Below are 18,596 nucleotides of genomic sequence, written 5' to 3'. Positions count from 1 at the left end.
GATGCCCGGCATGGGCGGCGCGTCCGCGCCCCACGGCACACCCGAACGCAGCGACGCCTCCGGCCTCCTCGACCAACACACCGAACCCTGGACCGACGACGCCGACCTCACCGGCACCCCCGAAACCCACCACGGCACCACACCCGGCGGCCAAACCCTCGACCTACCGTCCGCATCGCCGGGCGAGGCCCTGCCCGACGCGGTGATGATCGGCTCCGACGGGCTGCCCATCGCGCCGGAGTCGGCGGTGCCCCCGGTGGTGGGGACGACGCAGGGCCCGGGGGCACCGGGCATGCTGCCGTCCGCTGTCGGCGGTCCCCGAGCGGGCCGGGAGACCGACCGGTCCAGCGCCTCGGAGTTGCTGGTGCCGGACGCCCGCCCACGACTGCCGGAGGCGGAGGCAGAGGCAGAGACACAGGCTCAGGCAGAGGCAGAGGCAGAGGCGTCCGGCGACCGGTCGGTCGCCGCAGCAGAGCACGCGCTCGGCGAAAACGCCGTGCCGGGAGTGCCTGCGGAGGGAGTCACGGGGGCGACTGCGGAGGGCGTCACGGGAGTGCCTGCGGCCAGGCGACCGGATGCGGCGCTCTCTGCCGGGCGCCTGGAGTCCGAGTCCCCCGGCGACGGGCCGGCCGTACGGCCGCATGCGCACGGGGAGACCGTCGGCGCTGCCCTCGGCCCGGTGGCCCACGGCGAGGAGGCCCAGCAACCGGCGCCCCCGGCCCAGGTCGACGACCCCGCCGACGACCCTGTCGCCAGCGCCGCCGCCACCGAGGAGCCCACACCCGCAGCGGAGCCCCGCGCCGTAGAGCCGGACCAACCGAACCTGCCAGACCAACCGGACCTGCCGGACCGCGTCGGCGTCGCGCCGACGGCCGCGGCGGAGGCCGAGGACACCGCCGCCTGGGACAGCGCCGGCGCGTCCTTCGTCCCGCTGCTGTGGACCGTGCCGGACAACGAGGAGGCCGAGCCCCTCGCTCCCGGATACGCGACTGCGGAGGACGGGACCTGGCACGGCGAGGGCGCGGGCTCGACCGCACCCGCCGGAGCGCGGGCCGAGGACACGGGCGACGACCCGCCGCTGTCCACCTGGCGACCCAACCGCTCGGCGTCCGCCACGAGCGCCGACGGCGCGGCCGGTGCGCTCCCGTTGGACCAGGAGCAGTTGGCCTGTGGTGCCTCGGCACTCACCGACGAGGCGCCCGAAGAGGATCCGCAGACGACGGAGGACAAGCAAGAGCCCGAGGAGGAACGGCCGAGCCGCGGCATCGCGGACCTGTTGGTGCAGGACGGCCAAACCTGGGGCTCGGCGGCGTCCGACGGGTTCGGCGCAGTCATGTGACGCCCATCGCCCGGCGGGCCGGCCGGCCCGCCGGGCACGCGCACAGTCAGTTCCAGCCGGACACAGTCAGTTCCAGCAGCACGCAGTCAGCTTCAGCAGCACGCAATCAGTTCCAGCAGCAGAACACAGTCAGTCAGTTCCAGCAGCAGGACATGAGGAGACGGATGTGACCACCCCCTACGACCAGGAGATCGACGACCTGCTGGCGCTGTACCGCACCCAGCGTGCGGAGGCCGTCGAGACCAGGCGGCGCATCAACGCGGTGACCGGCACCGCGACCGCACCCCGGAAGGTCGTGAAGGTGACGGTGAACGCGCAGGGCGACGTCACACAGATCGAGTTCCCCACGGGCGCGTACCACCGGTTGCCCCCCAAGGAGCTGTCCGACGTGCTCCTTGCCACCATCCGCCAGGCACGGGCCAGCGCCCTGGAGGCGGCCGGCGAACTGACCTCACTGGGGCTGCCGCCCGGTACCAGCGTCGCCGACCTGTTGCAGGGAAAGGCCGATCCGTCGGCGCTGCTTGCCGACGAGCCCGACGCGCCCGACTCCGTACGCGACTACATCGAGAACGGCCGCCCGGACCACCCGGGCAGCGGTCCGCGATGAGCGGATCCGCCCACTCGGCGAGCCGACCCACCGACACTTCAGGAGGAGCACATGTCCGACCGTAGGTTCTCGGTCAACCCCGAGGGGCTGCACAACCAGATTCCCTACCTCCAGGAGGTGACGGAACGTCTCCGCGGCATCGGCTCCAGCCTCGAAGCGACGCTCAGCACGCTCGGCGCATGCTGGGGCGACGACGCCGGCGGCCGGGAGTTCCTGAACCAGTACGCCCCCTCCAAGGAAAAGATCATCAAAAGCACCGCCGATATGACCGAGGTACTGCACAGCACTGGCCAAGGCATCGAGACCATGGCCAAGCGCTTCCAACAACTGGAGGACGAGAACATCGCGTCCGTGCACCGACTGGTGTCCCCCAGCAGCCCCCACCCGTCCGAGGGCGGCACCCACCCCAAGGCGAAGCCCACCAAGCGATGAGCATCGATCTGCCTCCGGAACTCGGCTGGGTGGCCAGCCTGGCCGTCGGCCAGAACTGGCCGAAAGGCGACGAGGACAAGCTGCACAGCCTCGGCGCGGCGTGGGACGACGCCGCGCAGCAGCTGGTCGCCGTCACGCACGAGCTCGGCCCCGCGGCCAGCGGCGTACTGGAGAACCTCGGCGGTTCGGTCGCCGAACAGTTCCAGGGCTTCACGCGGCAACTCGGCACCAACCTGCCGTACATGGCCGAAGCCGCCGGGCAGCTCGGCGAGTTGGGCAGGAACGCCGGAGTGCAGATCGCCTATGCCAAATACATGATCCTCGTCCAACTGGTCTGGTTGGCATACCAGTTGGCCCAGTTGGCCTTCTGGGCACCGGAAGCGATTCCCGCCGCGGTCACCGGGGTCCGGGCGATCGTGAAGATGCTGTTGCAGCGGCTGCTGGTCTCGATCGCCAGCGGGGTCGGCTTCATGGTCGGCATGGACGCGGTGATCCAGGGCATCCAGATGCTCAAGGGCGACCGCACCAAGTGGAGCATGGAGAACACCCTTCAGGCCCTGGAAGGCGGCGCGATCGGCGGAGCCATCGGCGGCGTGTTCTCCGGGGTCGGGGAGGTCGTCGCCCCGAAGTTCGCCGGCTCCCTCGTCGGCAAGGGCCTGATCGGCGGCTCCTCCGGGATCGTCACCACAGTAGTGACGGACAAGGCTCTCGGGGGGCACAGCGACCTCGGTCTCGCGGGCACCGCCGGCATCATCGGCGCCTTCGGCGGCGGCGGTGGCCGCCGCAGGTTCGGTGGCTCGGAGCACACCGAAACCGATGATCTCCACCTGCGCGCGCCGTCGGCCCCCGACACCCACGTCCCCGACGTCGGCGACATCAAAAAGCCGTCGCTGGGCGACGTTTCGAACGCAGCGGGTCGCGAAGAACGTGCCGGTGCGTTCCCCACCGACCTTACGACTGTCAGCGAAGGCGACGCCTCCACAACGCTTCGGGCACCCCTCGAAAGCCCCGGAGCGGGAGAGACCGGCGCGGGGTCCGGAACGGGAGAGACCGGCGCGGGATCCGCAACGGGGGAGCCTGGCGCTGTATCTGGAACGACCGGAGACGGCTCCGCGGCGACCCATGAGGCACCCGGAACCGATTCCCTCACCACCCGCACCGCCGAGCCCGGAACCACCACGGCCTCGTCCGCGGGTGAAGCGGGCGCCACCCCAACGTCGTCCGCGGGAAGAGCCAGCACCACCACCGCCTCGTCCGCAGGCGAAACCCGCGCGACCACGGCCTCGTCCGCGGGGGAAGCCAACACACCCGCGACCCGCACCGCCGAGACCAAAACCACCGCCTCGTCCACCGGCGAAACCGGCGCCACCACCACCTCCATGGGCGAAACCGGCGCACCCGCAGCCCGGACCACCGAGTCCGAGGCCAACACGGCCCGAACCACCGCGTCCGACGCCACCACAGCCCGGGCCACCGAGTCCGAAGCACCCGCCACCCGCACCGCCGAAGCCAACTCCCCCACCGAGCACACCACCTCCACCACATCAGCCCCCAGCACGAGCGCATCCACCGGACACACCGCCGAGACACCGTCCGAAGCCCCAGCCGCGAGGTCGGCCGGAGCAACCGAAACGGCCGGGACAGCCGGAACAGCGGGAGCAACGGGAGCAACGGGAGCAACCGAAACGGCCGGAGCAGCCAGCGCGGCCGGATCTGCCGCCCACGGAAGGGACGGCACGGCAGCCACGCAGCAGCCCGTCGACGCCTCGACGAGTCCCGCTGCCTCCGCCCCCGCCTCGTCCACGGGCGAAGGCAGTCACCCCGGCCAGGCCGCCCCTGACAGCTCCCCGACGCCGTCCGGCCTGCGGGAGTTCGAGGCGCCGCATGACCAGCAGAGCAGCGCCGATGCCGCCCTCACACATACGGTGGCCGACGACACCTCAACGAGTGCCCGCACCACCACCGGTACCGGCGAACCGCACCCCACGCAGGACCAGGTCCCAGCCAACCAGGCACCAGCCAACCAGGTCCCAGCGAACCAGGCGCCAACGGCCAGGCCAGCAACGGAGACGCAGGCCGCCAACCTCGCCGACGGCCGTTCCGCCCCGCCCACCGCCTCCGGCGGACTCCTCCCCGGCGAGGCCCCCCGGTCCGTCAGCCAGCCCGGCGAGCCCGGTGGCGCCGCGTCCGTACCCACCGGATCCTCTTCACCCGCGCATACCCTCCTGGAGCCCCCTCCCCACCAAGGCTCGGCGGCGACCCCGGGGCCGACGCATTCCGCCTTCACGACCAGCACCGGCGACACACCGCCCGGCAACTCCCCCACCGCTGCCCGGCACACGCCGGCCGACGCCCCGTCGTTGCCGCAGGAACAACGCGTCCCCAGCGCGAACGCCGCCGGCCCGTCACAGCCGGGACATGACGAGGTGGCTCCACAACCCCAGCCGCGGCCGTCCACAGAGACGGAACCAACTGGCACCGGCCCCATCAGAACGGAAGCAACCGGCACGGGCACAACCGCCACGCAACCAACCCGCACGGACCCAACCGCCACTGCATCGACTGGAGCGGGCCCAACCACCACGAGCCCAACCGGCGCGGAACCAACCGGAACGCACCCAACCGGCGCGGAACCAGCCAACGTGGACGCAGCCAACACGGAACGGCACCAGTCCGAGTCGCCACCCCTCCGCACCACCGCCGACGGCACCTTGGACCTGGACCTGCCGGACGTTCCCCAACACGCCCCGGGTGCGCCGACGCATGCGGAAGACCCGATCACTCAGGACGCCGGGCACGTATTCGAGGCCAGCGACGACCGGATCCGGCAGTTGGAATCCCTGCCGGTGCCCACCCACGACCCCACCCCGCCGGGCCCGCTGCGCCAGGCGCCCACCCCGCCCGACACCATGCCCGCCTCTCCGCACCTCGGCGTCCGGCAGCGAGCCGATGCCCTCGACCAGGCCGCACAAGATGCCGGCCTGCCCAAGGCGGAACGCGACATGTACACAGGTGCCATCGACGCGGCTGTCTCCGCGGGTGACTGGGACCAGGCAGGCCGGTACCTCACCGACTTCCGTCACCACATCGAGATCAGCGCCGCCAACCAGCGCTACGAAGCGTTCCGCGCGCACGCCGATGCGGGCTTCGACCGGCTGAAGGACTTCGGCGGCACCAGGGAGGAGTGGCGACAGAAGGTCGACTCGGTCGAGACGGCCAGGCGCACCGGCAACGCGGACCTCATGGACAGCGCCCTCAACGAGTACTCCGCGTACGTCGAGAGCCATGTTCCCTCGCGGCTGCTCACGGGCGAGGACGCGCCGCGCCCGTACCACCAGGACCTCGAGGACGTACGCCGTGAGCTGGCCACGTCCAGCGACCCGCAACGCACCGACCAGCTCCGTACCCGGCTCGACGCCCTGCGCGAGGAAGCCGATCTGCATGACCGCCTGAACGCCTTGCACTCCGGCTCCGCATCCGACCCGGAGACCGCCGCGCTGCGGCAGCAGGTCGAGCGCGCGAGGACCGCCGAGGAAACTGCCCACGCCCTGGAACAACTCCAGGATCACCGGGAGTTGCAGTACTGGCAGGAGCGACTGGACCGGCTGAAGTCGGACGACCCGGGGCCCGAGCCGGACCCCACCCCCGGCCCGGAGGAACTGCGCGACCGACTGGACCGCCTCTTCGACGACGCGGACGACCGAACCCAGGAACTGCGGCAGCAGTTCGACCGCGCCACCACGCCGGAAGACGCCGCCCAGGCGCTCCAGGAGCTGCACGACCACAGCGAGGACCAACGCCTCCAGCAGCGCCTGGACGCCCTCAAGGACGAGCCCATCGGTGCCCCCGTCTCCAACGAGGAACTGCACCAGCGCCTGGACGCCCTACACGACGCGGACCACGTCGCGGACCACGACCCGCACGCCGTTCACCTGCGCCAGCAGGTCCGCGACGCGGCCACGGAACAGGATGCCTGGCACGCCCTCGATGAGCTCGACAGGCATCTCGGCCAACGCGAGCAGAGTCGTCAGGACCAGGTACGGGCACTGAGCGAGCAGCTGGACGCCTTGCGCACGCAGCGCACCGAGCAGCTGCTCGACGGGCACGCGGCCAGCGCCGAGGAGACCCGTCGGCAGATCGACGACGTCCAGCAGCAGCTGTCCGACCGCCGGTCGTTCGACGAGCAGATGCGAGGACTGCGCGAGGAATTGGGACGCAAGCTCGGCACACCGGAGGCGCCCGGGCACCTGGACCGCATCACCACCGGCACCGGAGAGCGGCCCGCCGCTGACCCCCCTCCTGAAGCCGCGCCCCACGGCGGCCCCGACCCCAAGCCCGCGGACCACCGCCCCGACCCGGGCGAGCCCCACACCTCGCCGAGCGAGCCCCACACCCGGCAGGGCGAGCAGAGCACCAAGTCGGGGAATCCCGGCACCGAACCGGGTGATCGGGCCGGCTCCTCAGCGGAAACGGCCACCGGTGACAAGGAGAGAGCGCACACCGCCGGGGACGACGAGCCGAAGCCCACCGACCGCCCCCACCACGATCCCGACGCGCCGCGCCCCCGTACCGAACCGGGCTCCGACGCGCCGCGGCCCCGTTCCGTACCGGGCTCCGACACTCCGCGACCCCGTGCCACGTCGGGTTCCGAGCAAGCGCAGCAACTCCTCACGCAGCGTCCCTCGGAGACGCTGCGCGACGAGCCGGCGGACATCCCCGCCCCCGCCCGTCATCAGGTGCCCAGCACCGAGGGGCTCGACGAATTGCGCACCACCACCGGCCCATCCGCCCTCGGCTCGAACCCCGCCACGGGCGAACGAGACATGCAGTCCCTGCAACAGCGGCTGGACCGACTCACGTCGCACGACCCCGAACCACACCAAACCCCCGACCCCACCTACCAAGAACTACACAACCGCCTCGACCGCCTCAAAGGCGGCCCCGACCACAGTCCGCCAGCGGTGGACCGTCCGACATCGGTAGACCGTCCAACGACCGCAGAACACCCACCAACCGCAGACCGTCCAACGACCGCAGAACACCCACCAACCGCAGACCGTCCGACAGCCGCAGAACACCCACCAACCGCAGACCGTCCGACGGCGGCCAGCGACACGCACGACTCCGCCGCGTCGTCCACCGTCCCGCGCCACGGCTGGAACCACGCGCCTCGTTTCGTGGTCCGATCCGCCTTCGACGCCCGTTCGTTCCGGATCGGCGACACACCGGTCACCGACCTGACCGTGCGCATCGCCTTCCGCGACAGCTCGGGCGCACACGACACCAACGCGCCCTGGCAACTGCTGAAGCCGGGGGTCGAGGAGTTCTTCAATCGGCCCGCCTACCACCTTCCGGACGGCAGCCGCCTGCACGTGACGGTGGAACGGGTGGCGACCGACCACAATCCGCATCTGACGGTGGACGTGGTGGGCCACGACCGGTACATGGACCAGCGAAGCTGGTGGCCGGACGCCGAGCCCATCGCCTACGCCCACGAGCTGGCACACCAGCTCGGTCTTCGCGATGAGTACCAGGAGGCCGGCGCAGCAAGCCGCCCGCAGATCACCGGCAGCCTGATGGGCGACTTCTGGCAGCAGCCGGCCTCGGACGGTCTTGCGCACGGCGGACTCCGCAGCCGTCACCTTCACCTGCTCGGCGCGCTGATCGGTGACACCCCCGCTGCCCCCGAAAACCAGCGTGCCTCGGGCCCGGCCGTGGAGACGCCGACACGTCCGGAGGGCCGACCCTCCACACCCCGCTCCCCCTCCGCGGAGGCCGGGCACCCGCACGACGACGGCAGCACACTGCGGCAGTTGTCCGAGGACCCCCGGTGGCACACGGCGCGTTCGGCTGCGCCCCCAACTCCCCGTCAGCACACCTGGGTGGACCCGGTCACCGACCCCGTCCCACAGGTCCCACAGGTCTCACAGGCCTCACAGGACCCGCACCCCGCCTCCTCTCCCGATCACGCCGTGCCCGGACACCAGGACGCCATCTCCCCACCGGAACGACAGAACCAGCCGCACCCACCGACCGCGCAGGAGGAGCACGACCGGCCCCACCCACCCAGCGACAGCGTCGCCCCCCACGAACAGGCCCAGCCCTCGCAGCGAGTTGGGCAGGTGGGGCAGGTGGGGCACGAGGAAGGTCCGCTCGGCACCCCCCTCGGGGACGCGGGCCCGTCGAGTGTGTTGTCGCAGGTGCAGGTGCAGGTGCAGGTGCCGCATGGCGCCGACGACGGAGCGGCGACCGCTCCCAGGGTGCCCCCGCCGGATCAGCCCGTGACGGCCGCCACCGATCGCGAGATCATCGACAACTGGCACGATCTGTCGGCGCTGCCGCGGGTGCGGCGGTCGGAGACTCTCCGGCAGATCGATACGGCCGTCCACGAGTGGACGCACGGCAGCCGGGCGCTGCAGGGCGATCATGACGGGAACCAGACGCAGTTGCGGGCCATCGTCGACGCCATCGACGCCTGGAAGGCGAGCAAGAGCGGCCCCAGCAACCGTATGGCAGCGGTCGACCGCCTGACCGCACACATTCAGGCCGCGATGGACGATCTGGACCAGCGCATCGCCGAGCGGGCGCACCAGGCAGAGCTCCGCGAGCAGTACGCCCGTATCCATCCTGACCTGCAAGACTTCGCGAAGCGGCGGTTGCCGAACTCGGTCGACCCGGCGAACAATGCCGCGCACCGCATCCTCACCAGGGACCGCACTTCGCACGGGGCGCTGCCCGCCGAGGCTCTCCTCGCTTCCGACGACCTCTCGAACCGGCAGTTGGCGGCCAGACGGGACACTGCGGCGGCGGGTGGCGTGACCGTCGACGAGGACGTATCCGCCGACCGGATCAAGGTGTTGATGAACGAGGCCGTCAACGACCTCACCCACTCCACGCTCTACCCGGAACTCCACTCCTATCTCGACCGCGCCAACCACGTCGACAACGCCGACAACGCCGACAACGCCGACAACGCGGGCCATACCGACCACGCCGCGACGTCCGACACCGGCGCCCACCTCAAGACGCTGACACCGGTGGTCGAGGACATCCATGGCACGCAGGTGACCGTCCACATGGACCCCACGGACAGTCTCGTCCGGGCCCGGATCGACAACTTTCGCCAGGCCGTGACCACGGTGCAGAAGGCGGGCTTCCACGTTCCCGATGTGGAACTGCACCTGCCCAAGTACGGCCGGCGCCTGGACGTCCACCAGGCACGTATCAACGTGGCGGGCGGAGAGCGGCTGCAACGTGCTGAATACCTCGCACCGAACGCGGTGATCGCCTCGCCCGACATCATCGGCAATCCGCTGACCAACAAGCTCGCCGACGGCCGGTACCGCTACCTGTCGACCGATCTCGACCCCTCGGGCATCGGCACGATGGTGCACGAACTGGGCCACTTCCTGCACTACACCCACGCCCGTACGCAGTACCACGACCTGGCCTTCACGGAGTTCACCGGCCGCCCCGAGCAGGGCGACGAGGTCGCTTCCCACCAGCAGCTCGCCCATTCGGTGAGCGCCTACGCCGGCGGCAACCCGCGCGAGTTCGTGGCGGAGGTCTTCACCGGCCTGGTGTACGGCAAGACGTTTTCGTCCGCGATCATGCACATGTACCGCGGGCTCGGCGGCCCCGAACCCACCCCGCACAGCACACCGTCCGGCGCGCCGCCCACCACCGCGGACGACGCCGCGATCGCACCCCGCGGGCCGCGCCCCCGCACCACTTCGGCTTCCGGTTCCGTTTCCGGTTCCAGTTCCGGTTCCGGTTCCGAACAAACACAGCAACTCGTCGCGCAGCGCCCCGAAGAGACGCTGCACGACGAACCGGCCAGCATCCCCGCGCCCGTCAGCGGTCGAGTGCCCAGCACCGACGATCTCGACGAACTACTCGCAGCCCGCAACGCGTCCACACCCGACAGTCCCAGCCATGAGGCCGAGCCCAGCGAGGCCGCACGGCTCAGCGACGAGGCCCGGCCCCGTGACGAAGTCGTGCCCACCGGTGAGGCCCAGGACAGCGACGAGGTCGGGACCAGCAATGAGGCCGGTGCCAGCAGGGAGTTCAGGCAGGACGACGCCTCCGAGGACCGGCCGTCCGAATCGGCCGATCACGTCACCCCGGACGACACCACAGGCGACCCGGAACTGCAGTCCCTGCGAGAGCGCATGGAGCGACTGAGGCCGAACACCTCAGAGCGCACCCCCGACCCCGCCCCCGACCCCGCCGTGGACCAAGAACTACGCAACCGCCTGGACCGACTGAGCACCCGCCCGCAGCAGCTTCTCGACCTCGGCGCGCCCCCGAGCATCGTGGACCACGAGAGAAGCATCCTCCAGCAGCGTGTGGACGCCCTCAGAATCGGCCCGTCCAGCACCGACGCCTCCAACACCTCCCACATATCCGACCCCGAACGGACAGACACCCAACCCCAGACCAGCGAGCACAACCAACCCCAGACCGACACCCCCACAACAGACCACGCCCCACCCCCCACCCCAACCGAACACCGAACCACCACCACGCCCGACGAAACCCCCCAGGCGCCCCACTCCCTGCGCGAACTCCGGCGGCGTATGGACGCCCTCAAACCCGGGCCGTCCAACACCGACGCCTCCAACGTCTCCCACGTCTCCGACCGCGAGCGGCCCCACAACCAGCCCCAGACCGGCGAGCAAAACCAGCCCGAAACCAGCACCCACACAACAGACGACTCGCCCCCCACTCCAACCGAACACCAAACCACCACGCCCCACGAAACCCCCCGGGCGACCCCCGACCTGTACGACCTGTACGACCTCCAGCAGCTTCTGGACGCCCTCGAACCCGGCCCGTCCAGCACCGACGCCTCCAACGTCTCCCACATCTCCGACCCCGAACCACCCCACAACCCAACCCAACCCAGCGAGCAAAACCAGCCCGAAACCAGCACCCACACAACAGACGCCCCACCCCCCACTCCAACCAACCGCCAAGAGCACAGCCACACCCAGGCAAACGAAGCCGCTCAAAGCCCCCACGACCAGCACCACCAGCCCGACCAGCCCTCCCTACAAGACCTCGAACAACGCCTCAGGGACCTCCGGACCCCCTCCCCCCACACCGACGCCACCGACCCCCAACAAGCCAACAACGAGACCACCGACAGCCAGCGCACCGATAGCCAGGACACCGGCAACGAGCACACCGACGCCGCCACCAGCCACCCCTCCGACAACGAGGGCCAGCGCACCCACCAAGAACCACAGACGTCCGAGCGCACCCACCAAGAACCACAGACCGCCGAGCACACCCACCAAGAGCAAGAGCAGAAGGCCCAGGAAACGCCGCCGGTGGAGGCCGAGCGGCCCGCTTCCCGGTCCGAATCCCAGGAGGCCCAGCCGTCCTCCGCCTCTGACGAAGACCTGCGGCAGACAACTCGGACCCCCGACCACGACCCGGACTCCGACCCAGTTGCCGAGCCGGGCCACGACCCCGACCCGGACCCCGTGCCGGCCCATGACCCGGATCCGGACGCCGAGCCGGACCCCGACCCGGATGCCCAGCCGGGCCCCGCCCCGGATCACGAGCTCGCCGGATGGCACACCCGCTCCCTCTCCGGCAAGAAGATCACCGACGAGCCGGGACCTGCGCAGGTCCGCACGCGCATCGAGGATCTCCTGGATGTGCGCCGGGCCGACCGCGGGGTGACGCAGAGCCTCGACGCCGCCCTCGATCCGGCGAACTTCCGCAAACAACACGGGCGCATGGTCAACGGCGGCTGGCGCTTCGTGACGTACGTGGGCGGCCGGCCGCACGAGATCGACATCACGGCGACACCCGAGCCCTGGCGCCTGGACCCGGCGACCGACGCCGGCGCGCAGACCGACGGTGACGGCTTCGGCGTGCCGGCCGAGTCCGCCATGGAGAACAGCCCGCAGAAGACGGCACTGACCTTCACGGAGAGCGGGCTCAACCTGGCACCGACGTACACCCACCCGCTCTCCCCCAGTCTGTCCCTGCTCGTCTCCCCGTCGCTCAAGATGGGGGGTGGCAGCCACGGCAGGGAGACCTCGGTCACGTCGACGTCGCAGACGGCGAACCAGGTGGCCTTCACCGGCACGACCGACAGCTACACCTCCGACTTCACCTACCACGTCACCGTGCGGGACGAACAGGGCAACCCGCTCACGCCCACCAACCCCGACGACCTCGTACCCCTCCGCGCGACGGTCCGTGCGGACGTGGTGCGCCCCCAGGCGCCGGCGGGCATCCGGCCGCACACCTGGACCGGTTGGGACCCCATCGCGACGGACACCGGCTGGAACGACGGGGGCGTACGCTCCGAACCCGACGCCGTTCCCGCGCCCCGGCCCGCGAGCGGCCACCCCGTGTCCGTCACCGGGTTGGACACCGCGCGCGACGCGGTGTACCGGGCCCTGCCCCGGGAGGCCCGCCCCGACGGAACGGCACATCAGGACATCGAGGACTTCTTCCAACCGGCCACCCTCATCAACGAGTTCGAGCACGCCTCGGGATGGGGCCTGCTGTCCAAGCCGCTCCAGCTCAGCGACGGCGCTACGGCCTACCTGCACCTGGCCGTCGAAGCGCAGGAGTCGCGCGTCCTCCACACGGTGCGCGACACGACCACGCTCGGCCACAAGTCGTCGGACGAACACTCCCAGAACCGGTCGGAGAACAGCTCCTGGTCCATCGCCGGGAGCGCCGGCGCCACCGGCCAGGTGTGGAAGTCGGCGGTCGACAGCGAATCACGGTGGCTGACGGGCACGGCGGGCCACAGCGTGAGCAGCACCCTCACCTACGGTGCCACCGACAAGAACACGGTCGGCTCCGAGTGGAGCCACGAACGTGCCGGCACGGCCGATCTCGTCGCCAGCTCGGTGGACTTCCGGGTGCAGCTGATCCGTCCACATTTCTCGCCGCGCCCGGACGGTCTCCACGGCTCCCGGATCCACGACATCGGCGACCGTTCTGCCCCGACACCGCGCCCGGGACAACCCCCCGAGGGCAGCGACTACGTCGCCGTCGACATCGCGCCGGAACATCCGCTGAGGGGTGAGGTGCTGCGGGCGCTACCGCACCAGGACCCGGTCGTGCCCCCGGCCCCCGTACCGCATCCGGCCGGGGAGCACTCGGGCGTCGAGCGCACCGCACCGTCCCCCGCACCCCCGGCGCACCAGCTCACCGACCCGTTGGTCGCGCAGCGCACCGCGTTCCTCGACGTCCCCGGGGCAGCGGAACTGGAGGCGCACATCGTGCGGGAGTTGTGGCACAGGGCGCCGGGTGTTCTGCCGCCGCCGGAAGCGGTCCACCTGTCGCATCCCCGTCCCGCCCGGGAGTTGACGGACCCGGGTACGGCGACCGGTGCCCACATCCCGCCCCAGGCCTTTGAGAACCTGCGCCGGCTGCGGCAGCAGATCGCCCCCTCACGCCTGCGCGCCGACGGCCGCGCGTTGCTGGACGGCACGTACCGCATCACGCTGGACGGCCCCCACCTGCCCCTGCGGAAGGGCACCCGGTACGAGGTGGTGATCCAGGCCCGGGCCGACGAAGGTCACCACGTGGGCTCGGGCACGTCCACCGCACGTCACCTCAGCAGCCGCACCACCGGCGCCCAGCGGACCGTCACCCGCGGCCTCAAACACGTGACGTCCGGCAGCGGGAACCTGCGCAGTTCGGCGGACCACTTCGACCTGTTGCGCGGATTCCTGCTGGCCAACGCCGAGGGCACGTACAACCCCTCCCGCGGACTGACGACCGGGGCCGAGACGGAGGTCAAGCGCAGGTTCGAGGTCGAGGCGGACGGCGACCGGTACTCCTATCCGGTGTCCTACGACGTCCTGGTCGGCCCCGAGGACAAGCGCCGCCCCACCCTCGCACTGTCGAACGTCCCGATGGCACCGCACGCCGAGTGGGTCAAGACGGTCACCCCGGCCGGCGGGCACCTGACGGTCGAGCTCGTCCGCCCGGAGGACTCCTCGACCCCGCCCCCGCAACACCCGCAGCTGGACCGGCTCCCGCAGCGCCACCTGGTCCGCGACGTCAGCGACTCCGACGACTTCCGGCAGCAGGCCGCGAACACCCTCACCAGCGCATTCCACAAGAGGGCGGGGCGCTCCGCCGGCCAGACCGAAGGCCAGGACACCCGAAACGGCCGGGACGACCAGGACGTCCGGAGCAGCCACCACGACCAGCACAGCCGGAGCAGCCAGGAAGAACACAGCAGCCGAAACGGCCAGGACGGCCACGACGACCAGGACAGCCGAAGCAGCCACGACGATCAGGATGCCCGGAGTGGCCAGGTAGGACACAACAGCCGCAACGACCAGGACGACCAAGACAGCCGGAACGGCCAGGACGGCCAGGACAGCCAAGGCAGCCAGGACAAGCGCATCCCCGATCTCAGGGCGGTGCTCGACGGATTCAGCAGCGCGGACCAACTGCACGGCCTGATCTCCGCCTCGCACCACGGCTGGGCCAACACCGGTGACCAGCACGTCGGTTCGGGCCGCAACCGCCCCACGGTGGGGCTCTCCGCGCGCACCCGGCTGAGCAACTTCACCTACCGCGAGACGCTGCCCGGCGAAGGCAAACTCCGGATGACCACCACGGCCAGCACATCGGTGCAGTCGTCAGGCAGCACCTCGCTGACCGGCCGGGCGGGCATCGGCGGTGACATCGGCCGGTTCGCGCCGCGCCCGGATCGGCCGGACCTCTCCTCGACCCAGATCCGCGGCGGCGCCGCGGTGGCGGGGTCGTACGGCGGCAGCAGGGGCGACAGCACGAAGCAGAAAATGACGACGTCCCGCACGACCACGTCCGAGGGCACCTGGCACGTCTACGAGGCCGACGCGCGGATCACCGTCCAGGGACGCCTCACCGGCGCCAAGGGCAACACCACCCACGGGGACCCCTCCGAGAGCCAACACCGCATCCTGGTCCTGCTCTCGGACGACGACGTACGCAACCCGGGCCAGGACCGGCCCTTCGGCCCCCTGCCGGAACCGCGCCGGGCTCCCGCACTGGAGTCAGGGCTGACCGGCGGTGCCATCGCCGACATCCGTGGTTCCGAGGAGATACTCCAGGAGATCGACCGGCAGATCCGCGGACCGCGGTCCGAGAACGATCCCGTCCCGGAGGCGGCGCTGCCGTTCGCCGACACGTTCTCCCCGGACAACCTCTCCGCCCGCTTCGACGATCTCGTCGGCAGGGGCATCCTCGACTACCACGTGCACGAGACCCGCACCCAGCGGACCGTCACCCAGGTCCTGGTACGCGGCATCCCACAGGAGGAGTGGCGCGACGAAGGCGATCACTCCGCGGCCGACGTCAGCCGCGAGGTCGCCGTCGAACAGACCGCCAGCGGCAGCTCCGGCAGGTCCTGGACCGCGGGTGTCGAGGGAAACATCCGGCTGTCGTTCCAGACGCCGAAGGACGTCGATGAGCTCAGCAACCTCACCCATGGGGTCCGGGGCGGCATCGACGGTGGCCGGAGCAAGAGCGCCGGTTCCGGCGTCACCACCAAGGTCGAGCACACGACGTCCGCGTCCGGGGACGGCACCGTCCGGTTCAGCAACCGGTTGCGCTTCGAGGTGACGGTGACCCGCCGGACCGGGTACGGCAGGTTCGTGAACCTGCCCGAGCAGCCGAGGCATGTCGATCCGCCGTGGCGGGTCCAGATTCGGGTCCCGAAGGAGCTCACACAGACCGCATCCGCGGCGGAGGCGGCGGCGGGCGACGCCGTACCCCGGCAGGTGCCGGAGGAGCCACAGGAGCCGCAGGAGACGGAGGTGCACGACGGCGGCGCCGCCATCGGCCTCCAGCAGATCACCGCGACGGCGCAGGACCGCCAGCGATGGCAGCGCGCGCTGGAGGCGGCTCATGACTTCGTCGGCTTCGACGGAACCGTGCAGTTGCTGAACGACGCGCAGACGGTGCTGACCACACCACGTCCCTGGCCGGACGGCGTGCTGGGCCGGGTGGGATCGGCCACGTCGTCGATCTGGAGCGCGACGACGTCAAGGCTCGTTGAGTGGACCAGCGCGATGAGTCCCGCCGAGGCGCATCGCGTCATCGGCTCGTTCCTCGCCGACCCGCGGCTGGCGGCCTCCCACCCGCTGGTCGACGAGCAGAGACTGCCGCTGGACCAGCAGGTTCCGCTGCGCCGGGTGCTGTCCTCCCAGAGCCTGCCGACCGTCTTCCACCAGCTGAAGGACCCCGGCGACGGCTATCGCACCGTGCCGCTGAGCCAGGACGGCAGGACCGGCCTCCAGTTCCACTTGGAGCCGACCGGAGACCCCGAGGAGATCGCCGTCCGGGAGAACGGCAGCGACGACATCACCGTCTCGACCGCCCCGGACGCATCGACCTCGGCGACCACCTCGCTCAACTGGGGCATCACACCGGCGGACGTCACCATCGCCACCGGCAAACCGCTGGTCTCCGTTCCCGTGGCACCGCTCAACGCCCTGCGGATCGAGGGGGCTCGGACCTTCGACAGCGACGCTCCGGTGACGCACGCACCGGGCATCTCCTCAAGGCCCCTCGCACCGCCCGTCCTCCCGCACGGCAAGGAGTCCACCGAGCCCGGCAAGACGACCGTCACGGGGCCGCGGGCACTGATACGCCAGCCCGTGCGGGTCATCACGCAGAAGTACGACGAGCAGGGGCCCTACGGCGACACCGCCGCCACACCCGGCCACGTCTACTACTGGACCGCCAAGGAAACAGACGCCATGACGGCGACCACCCCGACCGATCACACCCCCACGAGCGAACCAGCAACGGACTCCCCCGAACCTGAGCCGGAGGAGACAACCAGAACCGAACCCGAAGCGGAGGAAACAGCCCCCACCACCACCGAACCCGAGGCTTCCCGCGCCGACGACACCGCTGCCTCGACCCACTCCAAGGGCCCTGAGGCATCCGGCGCATCCGACGCATCTGCCGTATCTGATGCTTCCGAGGCACCAGTGACCTCCCGGACTCCCGAGAATCTGGAGAGCCGACAGGGACCGGAGAACCCGGAGAACCCGGAGCACCAGAAAACCCCAGGGCTCCGGGAGACCCCGGATGCCCAGGAAGCCCCGGAAGCTACCGAGCCCCCCAACGCCCCCCAGGCATCCGAACCAGCCGACGTATCCGAGAACCGGCCCACTGCCGACTCCCCCATGACAGAAGCCACCACGGCCGACTCCACCCCGCCCGACGTCACCACAGTCGACGCCATCCCGGCCGACTCCGCCACGGCCGACTCCCCCGCAGTCCACCCCACCCCGCCCCCCGCGGCCCCGCAGCAGGCCCGGCTCCAGCGCAGCATCAGCGACCCTCCGCCGGCCGCAGAGGACTCCACGATCAGATCTCCCGCTCGCCGGCATTCAGACGGCGGTGGCGCTGGCGCTGGCGCTGGCGCTGGCGGTGGCGGTGGCGGTGGCGGTGAGGCGGCACTACGAGAATCCACCAGCGAGGTGCAGGACCCACAGCCAGCGGCGAGCCCTGCCGTGAGCGAGCCGGCCCCTCAGCACAGCGCGGAGGCGACACCGCCGGCGTCCCCGGCATCGCTGCCGGAACCCCACGAAGCGCCCCCTCAGCAGAGTGAGCACCACACGCCCGTGCAGACCACTCACGCGGCTGTGGCCCCGGACGTCCCGTACCAGTACGAGCGACACGCCATCGGTCGCGTCGAGTTCACACAGGACGCGACGGAACCGCCGAACGGCCAGCGGGAAATCGTGAACCGGCTCGCTTTCGAGGTTGCCTGGGCCTCAGTGGCCAACGTCCAGTCCGACCTCCCCCCGCCCCAGGTGGTGATGATCGGCCACGCCAACGGCCTGCTTGAGGGCATTCCACACTTCGGCGAGGCGATCAGACTTGGTGCGCAACGCGCGGCAGGCGTGGCCCACCTGTTCCGGTCGTTCGTGGCCGTCCACTTGGCCAGTCTGCAGAGTGGCGCGGAGACTCTCGTCCACCCCGGTGACATCACCGTCGCCACGGAGTCCCGGGGTAGCGCGCTCCCCGACGGCACTCCGCCGGACGCGGACCCGGTGGTCGCCCTCCACCAGGTGGTGATCGTCGTCGATCTCCCACGTCCTCCCGCCACTGACGATTGAGTCGACCAGCCAGGCACGCATCGCAACTCCCCTCATGCAGAGCCGAGTTGAGGGGGACGGAACCACGCGAGCACACGAGCGTGCCTGGCCGCGTGGGGCCGTCGGG

The 18,596-nt window shown here is 70.9% G+C and carries 3 protein-coding genes and 1 pseudogene; all 4 read left to right on the top strand.

Going from position 1 to position 18,596, the window contains the following annotated elements:
- Positions 1 to 1,339 (top strand): annotated as a pseudogene (locus ACFV1J_RS01810) (hypothetical protein); the annotation flags it as partial.
- A gap of 166 nt (positions 1,340 to 1,505) precedes the next feature.
- A complete protein-coding gene (locus ACFV1J_RS01805) occupies positions 1,506 to 1,946 on the top strand; it encodes a YbaB/EbfC family nucleoid-associated protein (RefSeq protein WP_385855211.1) in 441 nt (146 codons plus the stop codon).
- Positions 1,947 to 1,997: 51 nt separating this feature from the next.
- Complete coding sequence (locus ACFV1J_RS01800; protein ID WP_385855210.1) at positions 1,998 to 2,378, top strand: WXG100 family type VII secretion target; 381 nt, start codon at positions 1,998 to 2,000, stop codon at positions 2,376 to 2,378.
- Positions 2,375 to 18,490 carry a hypothetical protein gene (locus ACFV1J_RS01795; RefSeq protein ID WP_385855209.1) on the top strand — a complete coding sequence of 5,372 codons (16,116 nt, stop codon included), beginning with the start codon at positions 2,375 to 2,377 and terminating at the stop codon, positions 18,488 to 18,490. The genes ACFV1J_RS01800 and ACFV1J_RS01795 overlap by 4 nt, the downstream gene beginning before the upstream one ends.
- The last annotated feature ends 106 nt before the right edge of the window (positions 18,491 to 18,596 follow it).

Source organism: Streptomyces sp. NPDC059649 (assembly GCF_042734445.1).
GTDB lineage: Bacteria > Actinomycetota > Actinomycetes > Streptomycetales > Streptomycetaceae > Streptomyces.
Note: the sequence above shows the minus strand (reverse complement) of the source record. Positions and strands in the feature narration are given on the sequence as shown.

Coding starts and splice junctions, on each gene's coding strand:
- ACFV1J_RS01795 (WP_385855209.1), top strand. CDS start 2,375: ATGAGCATCGATCTGCCTCCGGAACTCGGCTGGGTGGCCAGCCTGGCC.
- ACFV1J_RS01800 (WP_385855210.1), top strand. CDS start 1,998: ATGTCCGACCGTAGGTTCTCGGTCAACCCCGAGGGGCTGCACAACCAG.